This is a genomic window from Streptomyces sp. NPDC051172 (assembly GCF_040682555.1).
In the GTDB taxonomy this organism is placed as follows: Bacteria; Actinomycetota; Actinomycetes; order Streptomycetales; family Streptomycetaceae; genus Streptomyces.
Genome location: NZ_JBFBBE010000099.1, coordinates 1 through 21,532, shown reverse-complemented (window position 1 = coordinate 21,532; position 21,532 = coordinate 1). Strand labels below are relative to the sequence as shown.

The 21,532-nt window shown below is 69.3% G+C and carries 18 protein-coding genes, 1 tRNA gene, 1 pseudogene and 1 riboswitch; of the genes and pseudogenes, 13 read left to right on the top strand and 7 right to left on the bottom strand.

Features of this window, described 5'->3' with window-relative positions:
• The first annotated feature begins 43 nt into the window (after nt 1–43).
• Nucleotides 44–1,054 (top strand): nucleoside triphosphate pyrophosphohydrolase, encoded by a 1,011-nt coding sequence (locus AB0N07_RS38505; protein ID WP_365843411.1) that lies wholly within the window; start codon nt 44–46, stop codon nt 1,052–1,054.
• Here the strand turns inward: AB0N07_RS38505 and AB0N07_RS38500 are convergent.
• The gene (locus AB0N07_RS38500; protein ID WP_365843409.1) at nt 1,019–2,257 is read right to left on the bottom strand and encodes a cytochrome P450; all 1,239 of its coding nucleotides are present in this window, start codon (nt 2,255–2,257) and stop codon (nt 1,019–1,021) included. The two genes, AB0N07_RS38505 and AB0N07_RS38500, sit on opposite strands and share 36 nt — an antisense overlap.
• 218 nt (nt 2,258–2,475) lie before the next feature.
• Between AB0N07_RS38500 and AB0N07_RS38495 the strand changes: the two genes are divergently transcribed.
• From AB0N07_RS38495 to AB0N07_RS38470, 6 genes and pseudogenes are all read left to right on the top strand, one after another.
• Complete coding sequence (locus AB0N07_RS38495; RefSeq protein ID WP_365843433.1) at nt 2,476–3,468, top strand: transglycosylase family protein; 993 nt, start codon at nt 2,476–2,478, stop codon at nt 3,466–3,468.
• 195 nt (nt 3,469–3,663) lie between these two features.
• Nucleotides 3,664–3,832: riboswitch (cyclic di-AMP (ydaO/yuaA leader) on the top strand.
• Between the two features lie 4 nt (nt 3,833–3,836).
• Nucleotides 3,837–4,526, top strand: coding sequence for a transglycosylase family protein (locus tag AB0N07_RS38490; protein WP_365843407.1), 690 nt, complete (start codon nt 3,837–3,839; stop codon nt 4,524–4,526).
• Between the two features lie 236 nt (nt 4,527–4,762).
• Entirely contained in the window at nt 4,763–6,058 is a 1,296-nt protein-coding gene (gene eno, locus AB0N07_RS38485) for a phosphopyruvate hydratase (RefSeq protein WP_365843405.1), read from the top strand.
• Nucleotides 6,059–6,172: 114 nt separating this feature from the next.
• A complete protein-coding gene (locus AB0N07_RS38480) occupies nt 6,173–6,649 on the top strand; it encodes a septum formation initiator family protein (RefSeq protein ID WP_365843403.1) in 477 nt (158 codons plus the stop codon).
• 25 nt (nt 6,650–6,674) lie between these two features.
• A pseudogene (locus AB0N07_RS38475) lies at nt 6,675–7,076 on the top strand (DUF501 domain-containing protein); the annotation flags it as partial.
• Nucleotides 7,077–7,334: 258 nt separating this feature from the next.
• On the top strand, nt 7,335–8,246 hold the full coding sequence (locus AB0N07_RS38470) for a Ppx/GppA phosphatase family protein (protein ID WP_365843431.1): 912 nt from the start codon (nt 7,335–7,337) through the stop codon (nt 8,244–8,246).
• 18 nt (nt 8,247–8,264) lie between these two features.
• Here AB0N07_RS38470 and AB0N07_RS38465 read toward each other — a convergent pair whose 3' ends face one another.
• Nucleotides 8,265–8,534 carry a DUF3761 domain-containing protein gene (locus AB0N07_RS38465; RefSeq protein WP_365843401.1) on the bottom strand — a complete coding sequence of 90 codons (270 nt, stop codon included), beginning with the start codon at nt 8,532–8,534 and terminating at the stop codon, nt 8,265–8,267.
• A gap of 567 nt (nt 8,535–9,101) precedes the next feature.
• On the opposite strand from AB0N07_RS38465, the gene AB0N07_RS38460 reads away from it, so the two are divergent.
• Together AB0N07_RS38460 and AB0N07_RS38455 are read left to right on the top strand one after the other, a co-directional pair.
• Nucleotides 9,102–10,484 (top strand): NAD(P)/FAD-dependent oxidoreductase, encoded by a 1,383-nt coding sequence (locus tag AB0N07_RS38460; protein WP_365843399.1) that lies wholly within the window; start codon nt 9,102–9,104, stop codon nt 10,482–10,484.
• 172 nt (nt 10,485–10,656) lie between these two features.
• Nucleotides 10,657–11,952 carry a cyclopropane-fatty-acyl-phospholipid synthase family protein gene (locus tag AB0N07_RS38455; RefSeq protein WP_365843397.1) on the top strand — a complete coding sequence of 432 codons (1,296 nt, stop codon included), beginning with the start codon at nt 10,657–10,659 and terminating at the stop codon, nt 11,950–11,952.
• Between the two features lie 60 nt (nt 11,953–12,012).
• On the opposite strand, the gene AB0N07_RS38450 is transcribed toward AB0N07_RS38455, so the two are convergent.
• Nucleotides 12,013–14,541: an FtsX-like permease family protein gene (locus AB0N07_RS38450; protein WP_365843395.1), complete on the bottom strand. Its 2,529-nt coding sequence runs from the start codon at nt 14,539–14,541 to the stop codon at nt 12,013–12,015.
• Nucleotides 14,541–15,314: an ABC transporter ATP-binding protein gene (locus AB0N07_RS38445; protein ID WP_365843393.1), complete on the bottom strand. Its 774-nt coding sequence runs from the start codon at nt 15,312–15,314 to the stop codon at nt 14,541–14,543. The genes AB0N07_RS38450 and AB0N07_RS38445 overlap by 1 nt, the downstream gene beginning before the upstream one ends.
• A 414-nt stretch (nt 15,315–15,728) precedes the next feature.
• Here AB0N07_RS38445 and AB0N07_RS38440 point away from each other — a divergent pair.
• From AB0N07_RS38440 to AB0N07_RS38430, 3 genes are all read left to right on the top strand, one after another.
• A tRNA-Leu gene (locus tag AB0N07_RS38440) sits at nt 15,729–15,815 on the top strand.
• Between the two features lie 164 nt (nt 15,816–15,979).
• Nucleotides 15,980–17,155 carry a 4-hydroxybenzoate 3-monooxygenase gene (locus AB0N07_RS38435; RefSeq protein ID WP_365843391.1) on the top strand — a complete coding sequence of 392 codons (1,176 nt, stop codon included), beginning with the start codon at nt 15,980–15,982 and terminating at the stop codon, nt 17,153–17,155.
• A gap of 230 nt (nt 17,156–17,385) precedes the next feature.
• A complete protein-coding gene (locus AB0N07_RS38430; protein WP_365843389.1) occupies nt 17,386–18,276 on the top strand; it encodes a Bax inhibitor-1/YccA family protein in 891 nt (296 codons plus the stop codon).
• 64 nt (nt 18,277–18,340) lie between these two features.
• On the opposite strand, the gene AB0N07_RS38425 is transcribed toward AB0N07_RS38430, so the two are convergent.
• Nucleotides 18,341–18,571: a DUF4287 domain-containing protein gene (locus AB0N07_RS38425; RefSeq protein ID WP_365843387.1), complete on the bottom strand. Its 231-nt coding sequence runs from the start codon at nt 18,569–18,571 to the stop codon at nt 18,341–18,343.
• Nucleotides 18,572–18,676: 105 nt separating this feature from the next.
• On the opposite strand from AB0N07_RS38425, the gene AB0N07_RS38420 reads away from it, so the two are divergent.
• Nucleotides 18,677–18,988, top strand: coding sequence for a hypothetical protein (locus AB0N07_RS38420; protein ID WP_344402148.1), 312 nt, complete (start codon nt 18,677–18,679; stop codon nt 18,986–18,988).
• A gap of 3 nt (nt 18,989–18,991) precedes the next feature.
• Here AB0N07_RS38420 and AB0N07_RS38415 read toward each other — a convergent pair whose 3' ends face one another.
• Nucleotides 18,992–19,768 carry a hypothetical protein gene (locus tag AB0N07_RS38415; RefSeq protein ID WP_365843385.1) on the bottom strand — a complete coding sequence of 259 codons (777 nt, stop codon included), beginning with the start codon at nt 19,766–19,768 and terminating at the stop codon, nt 18,992–18,994.
• Nucleotides 19,769–20,052: 284 nt separating this feature from the next.
• Nucleotides 20,053–21,273: an acetyl-CoA C-acetyltransferase gene (locus tag AB0N07_RS38410; RefSeq protein WP_365843383.1), complete on the bottom strand. Its 1,221-nt coding sequence runs from the start codon at nt 21,271–21,273 to the stop codon at nt 20,053–20,055.
• Nucleotides 21,274–21,532 lie beyond the last annotated feature (259 nt).

Sequence of the window (21,532 nt, the reverse complement as noted above, 5' to 3'; positions counted from 1 at the left end):
GACAACTTCCGGGGCTGTCGGCGGTGTGCGTTACGTTCGGATCGTGAACGCAACCAGCTCCGGACAGGCCCCCGGCCGCATCGTCCTGCTCACCACCAGCCACCGCGTCGCGCCCGGCCTGCTGTCCTGGCCCGCCTGGCAGGCCCTGCACGCCGCCGACCGCGTGCTGTGCTCGGACGGCACCCACCCGCAGCTGCCGTATCTGCGGGAGGCGGGCATACGGGTGGACGAGGCCGCCCCCGCCGCCGAGGAGCTGGTCGACACCTGCGCGGGCGGCCGTACGGTCGTGGTGGTCGCGACCGGCGAGGGCGAGCCGGCCCTCACCGACGGCCTGGCCCGCCTCGCCGGCTCCGGACGGATACAGATGCCGGAACTGGAGCTGCTCCCCGCCTCCTACGACCTCCCGGGCGCCCGCCTCCTGGACCTCGTCCAGGTCATGGACCGCATCCGCGCCGAGTGCCCGTGGTCGTCCCGGCAGACCCACAAGGGCCTGGCGAAGTACGGCATCGAGGAGGCGTACGAACTCGTCGAAGCGATCGAGGAGGGCGACCGCGACGAACTGCGCGAGGAACTGGGCGACGTCCTGCTCCAGGTGGTCTTCCACGCGCGGATAGCCGAGGAGGACCCGGACGCCCCCTTCTCCGTCGACGACGTGGCCGCCGGCATCGTCACCAAGCTCATCCACCGCCACCCGCACGTCTTCGGTGACGAGACCGCCGCCACGCCCGAGGAGGTCAAGGAGCACTGGCTGCGCACCAAGGCGGTCGAGAAGCAGCGCACCTCGGTGACGGAGGGCGTCCCGCTGGGCCAGCCGGGCCTGGCCCTCGCGGCGAAGCTGGCGTCGCGGGTGCGGACGGCCGGCCTTGAGGTTCCGCTGCCCCGAGCCGAGGGCGTCGGTTACGAGTTGCTCGGGCTGGCGGTGCGCGCCGAGGCGGAGGGCGTGGACCCGGAGGCCGCGCTGCGGGCGGCAGCCCGGGCCTACCGGGACGCGATCAAGGAGACGGAGGGCCGGATCCGCTCAGACGGCGGTGAAGCGCACGGGCAGGTCTCGTAGCCCGCGCATGATGAGCCCGCCCCGCCAGCGCAGCTCGGCGGGATCGGCGGCGAGCTCCAGATCGGGCAGCCGGCGCAGCAGCGTCTCCAGGGCGGTGCGGCCTTCGAGACGGGCCAGGGGGGCGCCGAGACAGTAGTGGATGCCGTGGCCGTATCCGAGGTGCTGGTTGTCCCGGCGGGAGAGATCGAGCGTGTCGGGCTGAGAGAAGCGTGCCGGGTCGCGGTCGGCCGCCGCCAGGACGACCAGGACGGGGTCGCCGGTGGCGATGCGCTGCCCGCCGATGGTCAGCGGCTCGGTGGCGAAGCGCCAGGTGGCCAGTTCCACCGGGCCGTCGTAGCGGAGCAGCTCCTCTATACCGGTGTCGAGCAGTGCGCCCTCACCGCGTCCGATCGACTCCTGGAGCCGCTGCCGCTGCCCGGGATTGCGCAAGAGCGCATAGGTCCCGTTGCCGATCAGGTTGATGGTGGTCTCGAAGCCGGCGAAGAGAAGCACGAAGCACATCGCGGCGGCCTCGTTCTCCGTGAGGTGCTCGCCGTGGTCGGAGGCGCGGATGAGGCCCGAGATCAGGTCCTCGCCGAGGTCACCCCGCTTGCGGTGGATGAGTTCGGCGAGATAGCCGCGGATCTTCTTCACGGAGCGGGCGACACCGCCGCGCGGCCCGCCGCCGTGGCGGATCATCATCCCCGCCCAGTCGCGGAAGTCGTCCTGGTCCTCGCGCGGCACGCCGAGCAGATCGCAGATCGCGTAGATGGGGAGGGGGAAGGCGAAGTCGTGGATCAGATCGGCCTCGCCGTGCGGCGCGAACCGGTCGATGAGGTCGTCCGTCAACTCCTGCACCCGCGGCGCGAATTCGGCCACCCGGCGCGGGGTGAACGCCTTGGAGACGAGGCGGCGCAGCCGGGTGTGGTCCGGCGGGTCGATATTGAGCAGATGCGTCATGAGATTGGCGCTGCGCTCACCCGGAATACCGGTCCTGCTCTTGCCCTGCGCGTCCTCGGCGTGATGCTCGGGGTTCTTCGAGAGCCGCCCGTCCGCGAGCGCCTGACGTGCGTCGGCGTAGCGGGTCACCAGCCATGCCTCGACCCCGCTGGGAAGTTTCGTCCAGTGGACGGGGGAGTGCTCGCGCAGCCAGGCGTAGGCCGGATACGGGTCGCCGGCGAATTCCCAGGTGAAGAGTTCGGGAGTGGTGTTCGGGACGTTCACGGGACGACCGTATCGGGAGCCCGCAGGTGGATGCGCCGCCGCAGCGAACGGGCCGAAGACGATGAGCGTTCAAGTCTGTGATCTTCACGTGATCTACGCGGCATTAACTTGTGACAAGTGATCGGCAGCCGCTACCTTCACGGACCAGCGCGGCGGTATCGAACGCCTGTCGGTGTCATGCGCCGCGCGGTTATCGCTGTCTCGTGAAAGGCCTCCGCATGCTCTCCGGGAACGGTCGACACCGTCGCCCCCGTCAGGCTCCGGCTCTCCTCGTCGCCGCCGGAGTGACCGGCTCCGCCATCGCGATCCCGCTCTTCGCCGCGGGCGGCGCCAGCGCCGCCGACGGCACCACGTGGGACAAGGTCGCCCAGTGCGAGACCGGCGGCTCCTGGAGCGAGAACAGCGGCAACGGGTTCTACGGCGGGCTCAAGTTGACCCAGGAGAACTGGGAGAAGTACGGCGGCCTCGACTACGCCCCCCGGGCCGACCTCGCCAGCCGCAACCAGCAGATAGCCGTCGCCGAGAAGCTCCTGGACGACCAGGGGGTCGGCGCCTTCCATACCTGCGGACTGACCTCCGGGCTCACCAAGGACTCGGGTTCGGCCGCCGTCGACACCGGTGTGCTGGTCGGCGGTTCCGGTTCGTCCGATTCATCCGGGGCATCCGACTCGACCGGTCTGTCCAACTCCTCGGGCGGCGCCTCCGATGGGTCCTCTTCGTCGGATTCGTCCTCCGGCTCGCCCTCCAGTGCCTCGCCTTCGTCCTCTGTGAGCGCGACGGACAACTCCACCGAATCCGGCACATCTGCCTCGCCGTCCACCTCTCCGTCCAAGAAAGCCGCGGGCAACTCACAGGGCTCCGACCGCTCGTCGACAGACAGGACGAAGGGGGATGACTTGGACAATCCCGAGCCTCCGGCGTCCACTTGGACCCTCGTCGACACCGGTACGACCGGCACCGGCCGCCACCGTGGCGCCAGCGCCGACGAGGCGGCAGACAAGACCGTCGGCAAGACCGTCGACAAGACCAAGGCCGACGGCGGCACGGGTGGCGCGTACACCGTCCACGCCGGCGACACCCTCGCCTCCATCGCCGACTCCCTTGGCCTGGACGGCGGGTGGCGAGCGCTCTACGCCGAGAACAAGAAGGCCATCGGCACCGACCCGAACCACATCTTCGCCGGTCAGACCCTGAAACTCGGTGCCGAATAGGGCGAAAAGCAAAGGGAGTTCACGTCATACTTCGCCACTGAATGTCCGGTTTGGTGAAAGTGTGGGATGAGTCTCAGAAGCCCTGATCGTCTTTGAAATTCGACGGATCGCGTGTCTACCGTCGTCACCGCTCGTCAACACGAGCCCCGGCTGCCGCAACGCCGAATCCTGCCAGCGGCCGTACGGGAACAGTCGTCGCGTAATGCGCCGTAGGCAGGAGCGGGGGACCCAAGGTAGGTGCCTGCCCGGGCAGTTGACGGGCGGCTAGGGGTGTAGCCGTGTCTCGTGAGAGCGAGAGCACGACCGGGCAACTCAACCGGCCCGAACCCGACAGCTCACCTCGCAGGCGTCGGTGAGGGGATCGAACCATGCTGTTTTCCGGTAAGGGCAAGCACCGTCGTCCGTCCAAGGCCACCCGGGCCGCCGCGCTGGCCGGCGTCACCGGTGTCGCCATCGCCGCTCCGCTGATGGCGGCCGGCAACGCCTCCGCCGCCACCGCCTCCGAGTGGGACACGGTCGCCCAGTGCGAGTCCGGCGGCAACTGGGCCATCAACACCGGGAACGGCTACTACGGCGGCCTGCAGTTCTCCGCCTCCACCTGGGCCGCGTACGGCGGCACCGCCTACGCCCCGCAGGCCAACCAGGCCTCCAAGGCGCAGCAGATAGCCGTGGCCGAGAAGGTCCTCGCCGCGCAGGGCAAGGGCGCCTGGCCGGTCTGCGGCACGGGCCTGTCCGGTGCCGCCTACAACGGCAGCGCCCCCGCCACGAACACCACCCGCTCCACGGACTCGCAGGCCGCCTCCCGCTCCGCCGAGCGCCCGGCCGCGAAGACCGAGAGCACGAAGACCCAGAAGAGCACGAAGACCGTCACCACCCCGACCGGCAAGAAGGTCAAGAAGGGCGACGGCGAGTACAAGGTCGTCAAGGGCGACACCCTCAGCTCGATCGCCGAGAAGCACGGCGTCAAGGGCGGCTGGCAGAAGCTGTTCAAGCTGAACAAGGACATCGTCCAGGACGCCAACCTGATCTACCCCGGCCAGCAGCTGCACCTGAAGTGACACAGGGCTGACGGTCACCCCCCGCCCCCAGGGGGCTCCCCGCTCCGGTGCGTGTTCCCCCGTACGCACCGGAGCGGGGTTCTTTTTGCTCCCCCTCTTTGTTCCGTTCGGAAACAATTTACTCTCGGTTCTGCCCAAGAGGTGGTCGGCAACGTGGCCGATCGGCCTCAGGCGGTTAGGCTCATCCCGCAGAGCCACCGCGCTACTGCCGTAGCCGTGTCACATCCAAGAAGGAGATGCTCGTGCCGTCCATCGACGTCGTCGTAGCCCGGGAAATCCTGGACTCCCGAGGCAACCCCACGGTCGAGGTCGAGGTCGGCCTCGACGACGGCAGCACGGGTCGTGCCGCCGTCCCGTCCGGCGCCTCCACGGGCGCCTTCGAGGCCATCGAGCTCCGCGACGGTGACCCCAACCGCTACCAGGGCAAGGGTGTCGAGAAGGCCGTCCTCGCCGTCATCGAGCAGATCGGCCCGGAGCTGGTCGGCTACGACGCCACCGAGCAGCGCCTGATCGACCAGGCCATGTTCGACCTGGACGCCACCGACAACAAGGGCTCCCTCGGCGCCAACGCCATCCTCGGTGTCTCCCTCGCCGTCGCCCACGCCGCCTCCGAGGCCAGCGACCTGCCGCTCTTCCGCTACCTGGGCGGCCCGAACGCGCACCTGCTGCCGGTGCCGATGATGAACATCCTGAACGGCGGCTCGCACGCCGACTCCAACGTGGACATCCAGGAGTTCATGATCGCCCCCATCGGCGCGGAGTCCTTCTCCGAGGCCCTGCGCTGGGGCGCCGAGGTCTACCACACCCTCAAGAAGGTGCTGAAGACCAAGGGCCTGTCCACCGGCCTCGGCGACGAGGGCGGCTTCGCCCCGAACCTGGAGTCCAACCGCGCCGCGCTCGACCTCATCATCGAGGCCATCAAGCAGGCCGGCTACGTCCCCGGCCAGCAGATCGCGCTCGCGCTCGACGTCGCCGCGTCCGAGTTCTACAAGGACGGCAAGTACGAGTTCGAGGGCAAGTCCCGCTCGGCCGCCGAGATGACCGAGTACTACGAGGAGCTCGTGGCGGCCTACCCGCTCGTCTCCATCGAGGACCCGCTGTTCGAGGACGACTGGGCCGGCTGGAAGGTCATCACCGACAAGCTGGGCGACAAGGTCCAGATCGTCGGCGACGACCTGTTCGTCACCAACCCGGAGCGCCTGGCCCGCGGCATCGAGGAGGGCACCGCCAACGCCCTGCTCGTCAAGGTGAACCAGATCGGCTCGCTCACCGAGACCCTGGACGCCGTCGAGATGGCCCAGCGCAACGGCTTCAAGTGCATGATGTCCCACCGCTCCGGCGAGACCGAGGACGTCACCATCGCCGACCTCGCCGTCGCGGTGAACTGCGGCCAGATCAAGACCGGCGCCCCGGCCCGCTCGGACCGCGTCGCCAAGTACAACCAGCTGCTGCGCATCGAGGAGATCCTCGACGACGCCGCGGAGTACGCGGGCCGCTCGGCCTTCCCCCGGTTTCGCTCTGCGAACTATTAAACACAGCAAGGGCTGACCCAACCTGGGCTAAGCCTTAGCCAGTCGTACGTACGTCCCCGTACCGGTCCCGTACCGTGTGCGGGGACGTACGCACGTGTGACGGGAGGCGGGGACATGGCCGTGAAGGACCGGGACCGGTTCTCCACCGCGACCAGGATCAGGCTGCTCGGCGAGCAGACGGCGGCCCGGGTCTACCGCTCCCAGACCAAGCGGCAGGCTCGCCGGTCGCGGCTGACCGGCCGGGCGGCGCTGCTCGCCCTGGTGCTGTGCTCGATGGTGGTGGCGCTGGCGTACCCCATAAGGCAGTACGTCTCCCAGCGCTCCCAGATCGCCGATCTCCAGCGGCAGCGGGAGCAGGCCAGGGCGCGGGTCGAGCAGCTGCGCGACCTGAAGGCGCGCTGGCAGGACGACGAGTACGCCGAGCAGCAGATCCGGCTGCGGCTGCACTATGTGCTGCCCGGGGAGACGAGTTACGTCGTGATCGACCCGAACGTGGCCAAGCAGTCGCGCTTCGAGCAGGGCGCGGGCCACCGCCCCTGGTACACGAACGTCTGGGACGGGGTCGACAAGTCCGACGCCTCCGCCCAGTGAACCGACAGAGGAATTCAGTACAGGCATGGATACGCCCCCGCCGCCCACCCCGCGCACCGAGCCCACCGACGCCGATGTCGAGGCCTTCAAGCAGCAGCTCGGGAGGCCGCCGCGCGGGTTGCGCGCCATCGCGCACCGCTGCCCCTGCGGCCAGCCGGACGTCGTGGAGACGGCCCCCCGCCTGCCGGACGGCACGCCCTTCCCGACGACGTACTACCTGACGTGCCCCCGTGCCGCCTCGGCGATCGGCACGCTGGAGGCGAACGGCGTCATGAAGGAGATGACGGAGCGGCTCCAGACGGACCCGGAGCTGGCTGCCGCCTACCGTGCCGCGCACGAGGACTACATCGCGCGCCGTGACGCCATCGAGGTCCTGGAGGGCTTCCCGAGCGCGGGCGGCATGCCCGACCGGGTGAAGTGCCTGCACGTACTGGTGGGCCACTCGCTGGCCGCGGGCCCCGGCGTCAACCCGCTGGGCGACGAGGCGATCGCGATGCTGCCGGAGTGGTGGCTCAAGGGGCCGTGCGTGCAGCCGCTCGCGGCCCCCGACCCGGCGGACGAGATCCCCGGCGAGGAGGGCGAGGTCACCGACCCCACCGAGGTCCGCAGCGGCTTCTTCGCGTACGCCCCTCTCGTTCCCGCCGGCTTCAGCCGGGTCGCCGCCGTCGACTGCGGCACGAACTCCATCCGCCTGCTCGTCGCGGACGTCAGCCCGGCCACCGGTGAACTGCTGGAACTCGACCGGCGCATGACGATCGTGCGGCTCGGACAGGACGTGGACCGGACCGGGCGGCTGGCCCCCGAGGCGCTGGAGCGGACGTTCGCGGCCTGCCGGGAGTATGCGGAGGTGATCCGTGAACTGGGCGCCGACAAGGTGCGGTTCGTGGCCACGTCGGCCTCCCGGGACGCCTCCAACCGGGACGAGTTCGTACGGGGCGTCGTGGACATCCTGGGTGTCGAGCCCGAGGTCATCTCCGGCGAGCAGGAGGCCGAGTTCTCCTTCACCGGGGCGACCAAGGAACTGAAGGGGCGTGACGACCTCGACCGTCCCCATCTGGTGGTCGACATCGGCGGCGGCTCGACCGAGTTCGTCGTCGGCGACGACCAGGTGCGCGCGGCGCGCTCCGTCGACGTCGGGTGCGTGCGGATGACCGAGCGGCACCTCGTCCGGGGCGGCGCCGTCTCCGACCCGCCCACCGAGGAGCAGATCGCGGCCATGCGGGCCGACATCGAGCGGGCCCTCGACCTCGCCGAGGAGACGGTCCCGCTGCGCGAGGCGCGCACGCTGGTCGGGCTCGCGGGGTCGGTGACGACCGTGTCGGCGATCGCTCAGGAGCTGCCCGATTACGACTCGGAGCGCATCCACCACTCCCGGATCTCCCGCGACACGGTCCGCGAGATCACCGAGTGGCTGCTGCACTCCACCCACGCCGAGCGCGCGGCCGTTCCCTCCATGCACCCGGGGCGCGTCGACGTGATCGGCGCGGGGGCCCTCGTACTGCTGTCGATCATGGAGCGGATCGGCGCCGAGGAGGTCGTGGTCAGCGAGCACGACATCCTCGACGGGATCGCCTTCAAGGTGGCGGAAGGCGTCTGACGATCCGGCTGCCGCGGCCTACTTGAACCAGTACCTGACGCCGTGGTGGTGCGAACAGGTGCCCTGCGAGTGGCGCGAGTAGGACAGGGTGGCGTCCTTGCACTTCGCCGTCTCGTACTTGTCCCTCGGCCGCTGGTGGTGCGTCCAGCCGCACACGCCGGTGGTGTGACTGACGCAGTGGTGGGCCGTGTTGGTGGCAGGCAGCGTGGCCGCGGAAGCGGTCGGTGCGCTGATGAGGACGCCGGCGAGGGCGATGGTGATCGCCGAGGCAGCAAGACGTGCGCGCATAGGAGTTCCTCCCCCTTGTGGTGCTTGGCAGCGGGAGCTTATAGCGGCGTGAAGGACTTGTGGCCTTTGTTTGGAGAAGTCATAGAGACGGCTTCTCGCTCCCGCCCGGCGGGCCGTGGCGTGGGTCTCGATTGTTACTGATGGGTAGCTCTCGGACGAGCAGGTCGGATAGCGTATGAGCGTGCCCGGGGGGCCTTTCGGGGCCCCTTGGCGACACGCCGCCAGGAAAGTTCGTGAAGTTCTTCACAAGGAATTCCGCCCTGTGGAAGCACGAAAAGGGCCCGGTTGGGCCTTCCGGGGGCCCGGCAGGCCCTTGAACGTGTTCAGAAGGGGTATGGGAAGCTTCCCTGGAGGACCCTCATGAGAGGGCGTCACGGAGGGCTCATGGCACCTGCGATGACGCGGAGAGGCAGCTCACGCGGCATTGACAACGGGACGTACCGCCCCGCGGAGACCTCGCCGCGACCTGCCCCGCGACAGTGAGTCGCGGAGGATAACACACCCCCTGCAAGAGCTTGTGAAGGGGCGCACGAGCGACCCCCCTGGGGCAGGTGGATACTCGATGGCATGAGCACCACGGAGCGTCCCAGGATCCTCGTAGTAGGCGGTGGGTACGTAGGCCTGTACGCAGCTCGGCGCATCCTCAAGAAGATGCGCTACGGAGAGGCGACCGTCACGGTTGTCGACCCCCGGTCGTACATGACCTACCAGCCCTTCCTTCCCGAAGCCGCCGCCGGCAACATCTCCCCGCGCCACGTCGTCGTCCCGCTGCGACGCGTGCTGCCGAAGGCGGAGGTCCTCACCGGCCGGGCCACCACCATCGACCAGGACCGCAAGGTCGCCACGATCGCCCCGCTGGTCGGCGAGGCGTACGAGTTGCCCTTCGACTACCTGGTGATCGCGCTCGGCGCGGTCTCCCGCACCTTCCCGATCCCCGGCCTCGCCGAGCAGGGCATCGGCATGAAGGGCATCGAGGAGGCCATCGGCCTGCGCAACCACGTGCTGGAGCAGCTGGACAAGGCCGACTCCACCACCGACGAGGAGATCCGCCGCAAGGCGCTCACCTTCGTCTTCGTCGGCGGTGGCTTCGCCGGCGCCGAGACCATCGGTGAGGTCGAGGACCTGGCCCGCGACGCGGCCAAGTACTACAAGAACGTGTCCCGCGAGGACATGCGCTTCATCCTCGTCGACGCCGCCGACAAGATCCTCCCCGAGGTCGGCCCCAAGCTGGGCGCCTACGGCAAGGAGCACCTGGAGAGCCGCGGTGTGGAGATCTACCTCTCCACCTCTATGGACTCCTGCGTCGACGGCCACGTGGTGCTGAAGAACGGCCTCGAGGTCGACTCCAGCACCATCGTCTGGACCGCCGGCGTCAAGCCGAACCCGGTCCTGTCCCGCTACGGCCTGCCGCTCGGCCCCCGCGGTCACGTCGACTGCGCGCCGACCCTCCAGGTCCAGGGCACCGACTACATCTGGGCCGCCGGCGACAACGCCCAGGTCCCGGACCTCGTCGGCCGCAAGGCGGGCAACGAGAACGCCTGGTGCCCGCCGAACGCCCAGCACGCGCTGCGTCAGGCCAAGGTCCTCGGCGACAACGTGATCTCCGGTATGCGGGGCTTCCCGCAGAAGGACTACAGCCACGGCAACAAGGGCGCCGTCGCGGGTCTCGGCCTGCACAAGGGCGTCGCGATGATCGTCATGGGCAAGATGAAGATCAAGCTCAAGGGCCGTCTCGCCTGGTACATGCACCGCGGCTACCACGGTCTGGCCATGCCGACCTGGAACCGCAAGGTGCGCGTTTTCGCCGACTGGACGCTCGGTATGTTCCTCAAGCGCGAGGTCGTCTCCCTCGGTGCGATGGAGCATCCTCGCGAGGAGTTCTACGAGGCCGCGAAGCCGGCCCCGGTCGCTGCCGCGCCCAAGGAGAAGACCGAGGCCAAGGCCTCCTGACCGGTTCCGGTCGCTGATCCAGCCGAAAGACCTCCCGCCGTCCGTGGTGCGGGGGGTCTTTCGGCGTTTCCGGGGCCGAATATGTAACGCGCACGGGGGACTGTGCAGACAGCCCGTTTTGTTTATACGTGGTGTTGGACATTCCGGGAGTGCTGTCACGGAGGTGTGCGCCATGGCCGACGCCGCGCAGCGGCTGAAGAGCCTCGTCGAACAGTTGCTGGGGGTCCCGCTCCCGGTCCGCATCCGCGCCTGGGACGGCTCGCAGGCAGGGCCGCCGGGCGCACCGGCGCTGGTCGTGCGGAATCGGCGGGCGGTGCGGCGGCTGCTGTTCAAGCCGGGCGAGCTGGGGCTCGCCCGCGCCTGGGTCGCCGGGGACCTGGACATCGAGGGGGACCTCTACGCCGCCCTCGATCTGATGTCGGAGTTCGTGTGGGAGCGCGGGGAGGACGCCAGGAGCCTGCTGCAGATGGTGCGCGACCCCGAGGTCCGCGCCGCCGCCCGTGGCCTGGTGAAGGTCGCCGGGCTCCCGTTGCCGCCCGCACCGCCCCGCGAGGAGGTCCGCAGGGCCCGCACCCATCTGCACACCAAGCGCAGCGACCGGCGTGCCATCAGCCACCACTACGACGTCGGCAACGGCTTCTACGAGATCGTCCTCGGCCCGTCGATGGTCTACTCGTGCGCCTACTGGCCCGCCCCCGACGCCACCCTGGAGGAAGCCCAGCGCGACAAGCTCGAACTCATCTGCCGCAAGCTCGCTCTGACGGCCGGTCAGCGGCTGCTCGACGTCGGCTGCGGCTGGGGCTCCCTGGCCATCCACGCCGCCCGCGAGTACGGCGTGAACGTCGTCGGCATCACCCTGTCGCAGGAGCAGGCCGCGTACGCCCGCAAGCGCGTCGCGGACGAGGGGCTGACCGACCGGGTCGAGATCCGGGTGCAGGACTACCGGGACGTCCCCGACGGTCCCTACGACGCCATCGCCTCCGTCGGCATGGCCGAACACGTGGGCGCCGAAAGGTACTTGGAGTACGCAGAGGACCTGTACCGCCTCCTGAAGCCCGGCGGGCGGCTGCTCAACCACCAGATCGCGCGGCGGCCGCAGCGCGACGAATCCTCGTACAGCGTCGACGGGTTCATCGACGCCTATGTCTTCCCCGACGGTGAACTCGCCCCCCTCGGCAGCACCGTCGGGCAGCTGGAGCGTGCCGGGTTCGAGGTGCGGGACGTGGAGGCGATCCGCGAGCACTACGGGCTCACCCTGCGCCGCTGGGTGGCCAACCTGGAAGCCGACTGGCCCCGTGCGATGCGGTTGGCCGGGCCCGGCCGCGCCCGCGTCTGGAGGCTGTACATGGCCGCCTGCGCCCTCGCCTTCGAGCGCAACCGCATCGGCGTCAACCAGGTGCTGGCGGTGCGGACACCCGAGGGCGGGGAGTCCGGGATGCCGCTGCGCGCCCGCACCTGGGGGGCGTGAGTCCCGGACGTACGAAGGGGCCCCGTTCGGCGGGCGAACGGGGCCCCGAGCGTCGTACCGCTACTCCGACTTGATCGCCGTCAGCATGTTCAGCCGTGCCGCCCGGCGGGCCGGCCACAGGGCCGCCAGGACGCCGACCGTCGCCGCCAGCAGGAGGAAGACGGCCATCCGCGTCCAGGGCAGGACCAGTTCGTACGTCGCCATCTTCGTGCCGAGGAGTTCACCGGCCGCCCAGCCGAAGAACACGCCCAGGCCGATGCCGAGCACCCCGCCGAAGAGCGAGATGACGAGGGACTCCAGCCGGACCATCCGCTTGATGCCCTTGCGGTCCAGGCCGATCGCGCGGAGCATGCCGATCTCCTGCGAGCGTTCGAAGACCGACATGGCCAGGGTGTTGATGACACCGAGGACCGCCACGATCACCGCCATGGCGAGCAGACCGTAGAGCATGTTCAGCATCAGCGTGAACATCTGCGCGATGTCGTTCGACAGGTCCTGCTTGCTCTGGACCTTGATGGCCGGGTTGGTGCCGAGGGCCTTGACCAGCTTGTCCTTGGTCGCGTCGGAGGCGCCGTCCGCCGTCCTGACCAGGACCCGCATGTCGCCGGGGGCGGTCAGGTGCGGGGTGACGAGGTTCTTGTCCAGCAGGATGCCCCGGATCAGCTCGTTGCCCTCGTAGATCCCGGAGACCGTCAGACGGGAGGACCTGCCGTCCTCGTAGTGCGCGGTGAAGGCCGAACCCGCCTTCCAGCCGTGGGACTTGGCGGTGTCCTGGTCGACGGCCACCTGTGTGCCGCCCACCTTGAAGGTGCCGTTGTCCACCTTCAGATCGGTCAGCTCGGCGATCGTCGGGCCGTTCACGCCGGTCAGGGACTCGCCCGTGCCGTCGATGCGCGAATAGACGTTGCGCAGTGGGCTGGTGGCGGTCACCCCGGCGGTGGTGTTCAGCTTGTTGTCGACGTCCGGGGAGAGTTCGTTGCCGTTCGCCATGGAGACGACGTAGTCCGCCTTGATGGCGGACGACGCCATCTTGTCGATCGACTTCTGCAGGCTCCCCGCCATCACCGTCATACCGGTGATGAGGGTGAGCCCGATCATCAGCGCGGAGGCGGTGGCGGCCGTACGGCGCGGGTTGCGCACCGAGTTCTGCCGGGCCAGCTTGCCGGAGACGCCGAAGACGCGCAGGACCGGAGCCGCGGCCGCGATCAGCGGGCGGGACAGCAACGGCGTGAGGATGAAGACGCCGATGATGAGCAGGACCGCACCGAGACCCATCGGTCCTTGGCCGTCCGAGCCGTCCATCGTCGTGGCCGCCAGCACGGTCGCGACGCCCGCGGCACTGAACAGCGCGCCGAGCGTGTTGCGCAGCACCAGCGACTTGGTGGTCGCCTGCGCGTGCACGCTGCTCATGGCGGCGACCGGCGGGATCTTCGCGGCCCGGCGGCCGGGCAGCCAGGCGGCCAGCATGGTGATGACGACGCCCACCGCGAGGGCGCTCGCGACCGTGCCGGGCGAGACGACCAGCGGCCCGTCCGGCACGGTGGCGCCCAGCGTGGTCATCAGGGAGCGCAGTCCGGCGCCGATGCCGACGCCCGCGACCAGTCCGGTGACGCCTGCGACCGCGCCGACCACGAAGGCCTCGATCAGCACGGACCGGGTGACCTGGCGGCGGGAGGCGCCGACGGCACGCAGCAGGGCCAGTTCCTTGGTGCGCTGGGCGACCAGCATGGTGAAGGTGTTGGCGATGATGAACGTGCCGACGAACAGCGCGATACCCGCGAACACCAGCAGGCCCTGCTTCAGCCCGCTCATCGATGAGGAGATCTGCTCGGCCTGGTCGGCGGCGAGCTTCCGGCCGGTGGTGGTCTCGACGAGCTTCGTCCCGAGCGCCTTGTCCAGCCCGGCCTTCAGCGCGGTCTGGGAGGTGCCGGAGGCGGCCTTCACGTCGATCTCGTCGTAGGTGCCCGGTTTGCCGAACAGCTGCTGGGCGGTGGCCGTGTCGTAGAGGGCGAGGCTGCCTCCGGCGGCGACATTGCCGTCGTCGGTGGTGAAGATGCCGGTGATGGTGGGCGTGAGGACCGGCCCGTTCACCGAGAGCCGCACCTTGTCACCGACCTTGTACCCGGCGCGCTTCGCCGTCTGCGAGTCGATGGCGACCTGGTCCCTGCCGTGCGGTGCGCTGCCGGACTTCAGCGGGTACCGGGCGTCCTTGTCGCCCCAGTAGTTGCCGCCCTGCGACTGGAAGCCGCCGCCGACGAGCTTGCCGTCCTTGTCGGCGATGGCGGTGAAGCCGCCCACGACGCCGACCGCGGACGTGGCCCCCGGCACCTTCGCGCTCCTGTCGAGCATGGCCTGGGTCAGCTCGGGCGTCCTGCTGATCGTGTTTCCCTTGTCCTCCTGGGACTTGGCCCGCACGGCCACGTCGACCTGGTCGAAGCCCTTGGCCGAACTGTTCTGGTAGGCATCCGAGATGGTGTTGGTGAAGACCAGGGTTCCCGACACGAACGCGACGCCGAGCATCACGGCGAGCACGGTCATCAGCAGCCTGGCCTTGTGCGCGAGTACGTTGCGCAGGGCGGTGCGGAACATCAGCTGGTGCGGCCCTTCGCGTCGAACTGCTTCATGAAGTCGAGAACCGTCTCGGCCGTCGGGCCGTACATGTGGTCGACGATCTGACCGTCCGCCAGGAACACCACCCGGTCCGCGTACGCCGCAGCCACCGGGTCGTGGGTCACCATGACCACCGTCTGCCCCAACTCCCGTACGGAGTTGCGCAGGAAGCCCAGTACCTCGGCACCGGAGCGGGAGTCGAGGTTTCCGGTGGGCTCGTCGCCGAAGATGATGTCGGGCCGGGAGGCCAGTGCGCGGGCCACGGCGACGCGCTGCTGCTGGCCGCCGGAGAGCTGGGCCGGGCGGTGACGGAGACGGTCCCGCAGCCCCACCATGTCGATGACCCTCTCCAGCCACTGCCGGTCGGGCTTGCGGCCCGCGATGTCCATCGGGAGGGTGATGTTCTCCAGGGCCGTCAGCGTCGGCAGCAGGTTGAACGCCTGGAAGATGAAGCCGATCTTGTCCCGGCGCAACTTCGTGAGCTGCTTGTCCTTGAGCGAGCCCAGCTCGGTCTCGCCGATGCGCACGGAGCCGGAGGAGAAGGTGTCGAGACCGGCCACACAGTGCATCAGCGTGGACTTGCCCGACCCGGAGGGGCCCATGATCGCGGTGAACTCGGCCTGCCGGAAGTCGACGGAGACCCGGTCGAGGGCGACCACCTGGGTCTCGCCCTGTCCGTAGATCTTCGAGAGATCCGTGGCTCGTGCGGCCACGGTGGTGGTCGACCGGTCGGCGACGGGTGTGGTGGTCACGGGCAGGAACTCCTCGTGGGACGACGTCTTGAAGGGACGTGTTCCATCGTGGTGGCCGGAGTCTGCCGTGTAGTCAGCCGCTGTTCCGGTTCCCGGGGGCGACTTCGGAGGGACCCGGGTCCGCCGTGTCATACCTGGGGATGACAGGGACCCCTGACGTCCCGCGCCCCGGCGGCCCCGGCGAACGCCCTCGTCGAGAACCGGTGGAGCACCCTCGTTCGGGCGGTGAAATTCCGTCATTCCGCATACACCGCCGACCGCCGCACGCAAGGCTATTGGCAAGTGCGGATGGCCCGTTCCATGGGCTGATGCACCCTCAGACGTCAATAAAATAAGACAACATCGGTCCGCCGTTCCGCTGTTCGGGGGATGTATCCCGATAGGCTCGGAACCTCGATGCGGAGCCCATGGCCTGCCCGGATGGTGGAATGCAGACACGGCGAGCTTAAACCTCGCTGCCCCTACGCGGGCGTGCCGGTTCAAGTCCGGCTCCGGGCACCACCGTGTCGTCGATGCGTGGAGATCCCTGCACCCTGCATTGAAGACTTCACCGCGCGACCCGTTGACATCGGGCGTGAGCGGACGGAAACTCACGTCAGCAATTCGGTGAACTAAATTTCACTACACGAACACAACGCCCGACGCGACGAACAAAGGATGCAGGGATGCGCACCACCGTCGGCATCATCGGAGCCGGCCCCGCCGGCCTCCTCCTCGCCCGGCTGCTCCACAACGCCGGCATCGACTCGGTCGTGCTCGAGAGCCGCGACCGCGCCTACGTCGAGCAGCGCCAGCGCGCCGGGATCCTGGAGCAGGGCACGGTGGACGTGCTGCGCGCGGCCGGCGCCGCCGAGCGCATGGACCGCGAGGGGCTGCGCCACGACGGCATCGAGCTGCGCTACGCGAAGAAGCGCCACCGCGTCGACTTCCCCGCCCTCACCGGCGGCCGGTCCGTGATGGTCTACGCGCAGACCGAGGTGTGCAAGGACCTCATCGCCCTCCAGCTCAAGGAGGGCGGCCCGCTGCTGTTCGAGGCGGAGGCGCTGGCCGTCGAGGGCGCGGACACCGACAGTCCGTCCGTCCGGTTCCGGCACGAGGGCCGCGAGGACGTCCTGGAGTGCGACTACGTCGTCGGCTGCGACGGCTTCTGGGGCGTGGCCCGGCAGGCGGTCCCCGCGGAGCTCACCAGGGTCTTCGAGCGGACGTACCCCTTCGGCTGGCTCGGCATCCTCGCCGATGTGCCGCCCTCGCACGACGAGCTCGTCTACGCCCGCCACGACCGCGGCTTCGCCCTCCTGTCCATGCGCTCCCCGTCCGTCTCCCGCCTCTATCTCCAGGTGCCCGAGGGCACGGACGCCGAGGAATGGGACGACGAGGAGATCTGGGCCGAGCTGGAGCGCCGGTTCGAGACCGAGGACGGGTGGCGGCTGGAGCGCGGGCCGATCACCCAGAAGTCGGTGACCCCCATGCGGTCGTACGTCCACGAGCCCATGCGCCACGGCCGGCTCTTCCTCGCCGGGGACGCGGCGCACATCGTGCCGCCGACCGGAGCGAAGGGGCTGAACCTGGCCGTGGGGGACGTCGTGACGTTCGCGCGGGCGCTGACCCACCGGAAGGAGACCGGTTCGGCGGAGCTGCTCGACGCCTACTCCGAGAACTGTCTGCGCCGTGTCTGGCAGGCCGAGCGGTTCTCGTACGACATGACGACCCTGCTGCACCGCACCCCCGACGCCACGTCCTTCGAGGACCGGCTGCAGCTCGCCCGGCTGGAACGCATCGCCTCCTCGCGGGCGGCCGAGGCCGACCTCGCCGAGGGGTACACGGGCTTCCCGCTCGACTGACGTACGGACGGCTGACGTACGGACGGCGTAAGCAGCTGATCTCCGTCGGGTTCCGGCCATGTCGCAGCTTGGTCATGAATGGGGCCGCGCGGTGAGGGGAATCACGGATCCGCGTAGCGTGTTGCGCGGCACGACGAGGGAAAGATCCTCCCCAAGCACTAGGGTCAATCCTTTGCCTACCTATTACCCTTGATGCTCGAGGCCGCGCACGGCGGCCATGGAGGAGTGCAATGAGGAGCAGAAACCCGGTCTTCTCGCGACGGGGGTTCAGCCGCGACAACGGCTACGCGGGCTTCAACGCCGCGCCGCAGGCCGGGGGACCCGCCGTCACCACGCAGGGCAACCCGTACGCCCAGCCGACCGGCAACCCGTACGCGACCAACCCCTACGCCCAGCAGGACCTGCAGCAGGGCGCCCCGCCGCAGGCGCCGGCCACCACCGGCATGACGATGGACGACGTCGTGCTGCGCACGGCGTCCACGCTCGGCACGCTGATCGTGACGGCCGCGCTCGCCTGGGCGCTGCTGCCGGTCGACGACGCCCACATCGGCCGGTCCTACGGCATCGGCATCGGCGCCGCGCTGATCGGCATGGTCCTGGCGTTCGTCCAGTCCTTCAAGCGCACGGCATCGCCGGCGCTGATCCTGTCGTACGCCGCGTTCGAGGGTGTCTTCCTCGGCGTCGTCTCCAGCGTCGTCGACAACCGCATCGCGAGCGGCGCGGCCATGCAGGCCGTGATCGGCACGATGGCGGTCTTCGCCGCGGTGCTGATCGCCTACAAGGCCGGCTGGATCCGCGTCAACCGCCGCTTCTACGGCTTCGTGATGGCGGCCGCGCTCGGCTTCGTGCTGCTGATGATGGTGAACATGCTGTTCGCCGTCTTCGGCGGCGGTGACGGCCTCGGCTTCCGCAGCGGCGGGCTCGGCATCTTCTTCGGTGTCGTCGGCATCATCCTCGGAGCCTGCTTCCTCGCCCTGGACTTCAAGCAGGTCGAGGACGGCATCGCCTACGGCGCGCCGAAGGGCGAGGCGTGGCTGGCGGCCTTCGGTCTGACGGTGACGCTGGTGTGGATCTACATGGAGTTCCTGCGGATCATCGCGATCCTCAACAGCAACGACTAGTTGCCTGAGCAGCAAAGGGCCCCGGGTTCCGACCCGGGGCCCTTTGCCGTCGTGCAGTGCGCGCCTAGAGGAATTTGCGCGCGGCCCTCCTCAGGTCGTACTCGTGAACGATCGCCTTGGCGTGGCCGTACGCCAGACTGTGCTCGTGGCGGAGCCAGCTGACCTTCTCCTCGAAGTTGAAGAGAGCCGGGCCTTCCTCGACTGCGCGAAGCCAGTCGGAGACTTCACGGCCGGTGCAGTGGGGGATGCGGGCTAGCAGGTTGCGATGGGTCTCCTCGGAGAAGACTTGGGACATCGGCGCCTCCGGACGCAAAGGGGATGTAAGCCGGTCCTTCAGGTCACCGTGCCTGAGCGTTCGCCCGTTGGCAACAGTCGGGATGCGACGCGTACGCTCCACTGCGTGGTTGATACGACGCCTTTGACTCGTGCCGTTGATCACTTCGCCGACCGTTTGAGGGCCGCACCTCAGAGTCGGCTGCAGCGGGGCGCCGCTGCCGAGGCCCTGGAGTTGGCCAGGGAGATGGCCCGGCGCGCCCAGGCCGTGGAGGAACCCGGAACGGAGCCCCGGGAGATGCCCGACGCCGGGATGTTCGCCGCCGCGGACCAAATCACCGTCGCCGTGCATGACTTGGCCCTCGTGCTGAGCGACGAGGGCCAGGTGGAGGAAGCTCTGCGGTTGGTGGAGGAGGCGCAGAAGCGCGCCGGGGTGTGATCCCTACAGGGACGCTATGACCCTGTCCGCCAGGATGTAGACGTTCTCCTCGCCGCACTCGAACGTCAGCGTGTACGCGCCCGAGATGCCCGAGCCGCCCAGCAGGACCGGGGTTTCGCCCGCGCGCAGGGCCGCGGCGAGGCGTTCCGCCGTTTCGCGGTGGCCCGGGGTCATGCAGAGGGTGGTGCCGTCGGCGAAGACGTAGACGTCGAGGGTGCCCAGGGGGCCCGGGCGGACGTCGGCCAGTTCCACGCGGGAGGCGGCGAGTTCCTCAAGGGCGGCCACCGTGCGCTCGTGGTCGTTCACGACGGGTGACTGGACCGGGACGAAGTCCGGGTGGGAGGGGTGGCGGCGGCGGGCCGCGGCCAGTTCGGGAGAGTCCCCCGCGAACTCGTCGGCGTCCGCGGTCGGCTCGCTCACCGGCTCCAGGCCCATGAAGTCGGCCTGCCGGGGCAGGAACAGCTCGCTGTCCGCCAGGCCGAGCAGCGAGGGCGCGTCGGAGGCGTCACGGGCCTCCTGGGCGGCCCAGAACGCGCGCGCCTCGGCCAGCTCGCGCTCACGCTCCTCGGCGAGCGCCTCGGCCACCGCGGCACGTATCTCGTCGGCCTCCGAGGAGGGACGGGCGGCCGGCACCAGACCGCGGGCGGTGCGGTGCTCGGCGAGCTGGGTGTGCAGTGCCGCGACCTCACGGCGCAACACCATGAGCGTCCGCAGGACGGCGACACCCACGGCGCCCGTGGCGGCCGTGATGACCAGCAAGGTGATCGGCATGGCGCTCACTGACGTACTCCCGGTTCAAAGTCGACCCCCGACTTCCTACATCAGCTTGAAGGGCGGACTAACCAGCTGTCAGTGCGTAACGTCACGAAACGGGCAGGACTTTGGGTCCGGGGTTTGCTGGCGCGTCCGCCTTGACCTGCGTAAATCCCCCTTCTAAGGGAGATAGGTCACATCCTGGGGGAGATTGGATCACAAAACGGCCCGGAGGGCCGGGGTTTCCCGGACTCCGGGCCATCGGCTCACGGTGGGTGCCCAGTTGACTACCGAGACGTTCGGTCAGGGGTTCAGCTGAGGCGCTCGATGACCATCGCCATGCCCTGGCCGCCGCCGACGCACATCGTCTCCAGACCGAACTGCTTGTCGTGGAACTGGAGGGAGTTGATGAGCGTGCCGGTGATACGGGCGCCGGTCATGCCGAAGGGGTGGCCGACGGCGATGGCGCCGCCGTTGACGTTCAGCTTGTCGAGGTCGATGCCGAGGTCGCGGTACGAGGGGATCACCTGGGCGGCGAACGCCTCGTTGATCTCGACCAGGTCGATGTCGTCGATGGTGAGGCCGGCCAGGCGCAGCGCCCGCTGCGAGGCCTCGACCGGGCCGAGGCCCATGATCTCCGGGGACAGGCCCGAGACGCCGGTCGACACGATGCGGGCGAGCGGGGTGAGGCCCAGCTCGCGGGCCTTGGTGTCGGACATGATGACGACCGCGGCGGCGCCGTCGTTGAGCGGGCAGCAGTTGGCGGCGGTGACCAGGCCGTCCGGGCGGAAGACCGGCTTGAGGCCCGCCACGCCCTCCATGGTCACGCCGGCGCGCGGGCCGTCGTCCTTGGAGACGACCGTGCCGTCGGGGAGGGTCACCGGGGTGATCTCGCGCTCCCAGAAGCCGTTCTTGATGGCTTCCTCGGCGAGGTTCTGCGAGCGGACGCCGAACTCGTCCATGTCCTGGCGGGTGACGCCCTTGACGCGGGCCAGGTTCTCCGCGGTCTGGCCCATCGCGATGTAGGGGTCGGGGACCAGGCCGTCCTCGCGCGGGTCGTGCCAGGTGGTGCCCTCCTGCTGGGCGACGGCCTCGGTGCGGGCCTCGGCCTCGGCGAAGAGGGGGTTGTGCGTGTCGGGAAGGCTGTCGGAGTTGCCCTTCACGTACCGGGAGACCATCTCCACGCCGGCCGAGATGAAGACGTCGCCCTCGCCGGCCTTGATGGCGTGCAGGGCCATGCGGCTCGTCTGCAGCGAGGAGGAGCAGTAGCGGGTGACGGTGCAGCCCGGGAGGTGGTCCATGCCCATCTGCACGGCGACGATGCGGCCGAGGTTGTTGCCCTGCTCGCCGCCGGGGAGGCCGCAGCCGAGGTGGAGGTCGTCGATGTCGCGGGGGTCCAGCTCGGGGATCTTGGCGAGGGCCGCCTGGATGATGGTGGCGGTGAGGTCGTCCGGGCGCAGATCCTTGAGGGAGCCCTTGAAGGCGCGGCCGATGGGAGAGCGGGCGGTCGAGACGATCACGGCTTCGGGCATCACGGCTCCATTGGCGTTACGGGGGTTGGGCAGGGCTGGTTGGGAAGTTACCCGTACGTATGGCTTGGGTCACGGGTGTGACCGTGTGACCCTGACCGCAATTTTCTAAGCGCTTGCTTTTTTCGCCCCCGCCGCCCCTTCCCGTCCCGACCCTGGGGGCTGCCGCCCCCAGACCCCCGCTTCGGCCTGAACGGCCTCGTCCTCAAACGCCGGACGGGCTGAGTTGGCTGAGCCAGATTCAGCCCCTCCGGCGATTGAG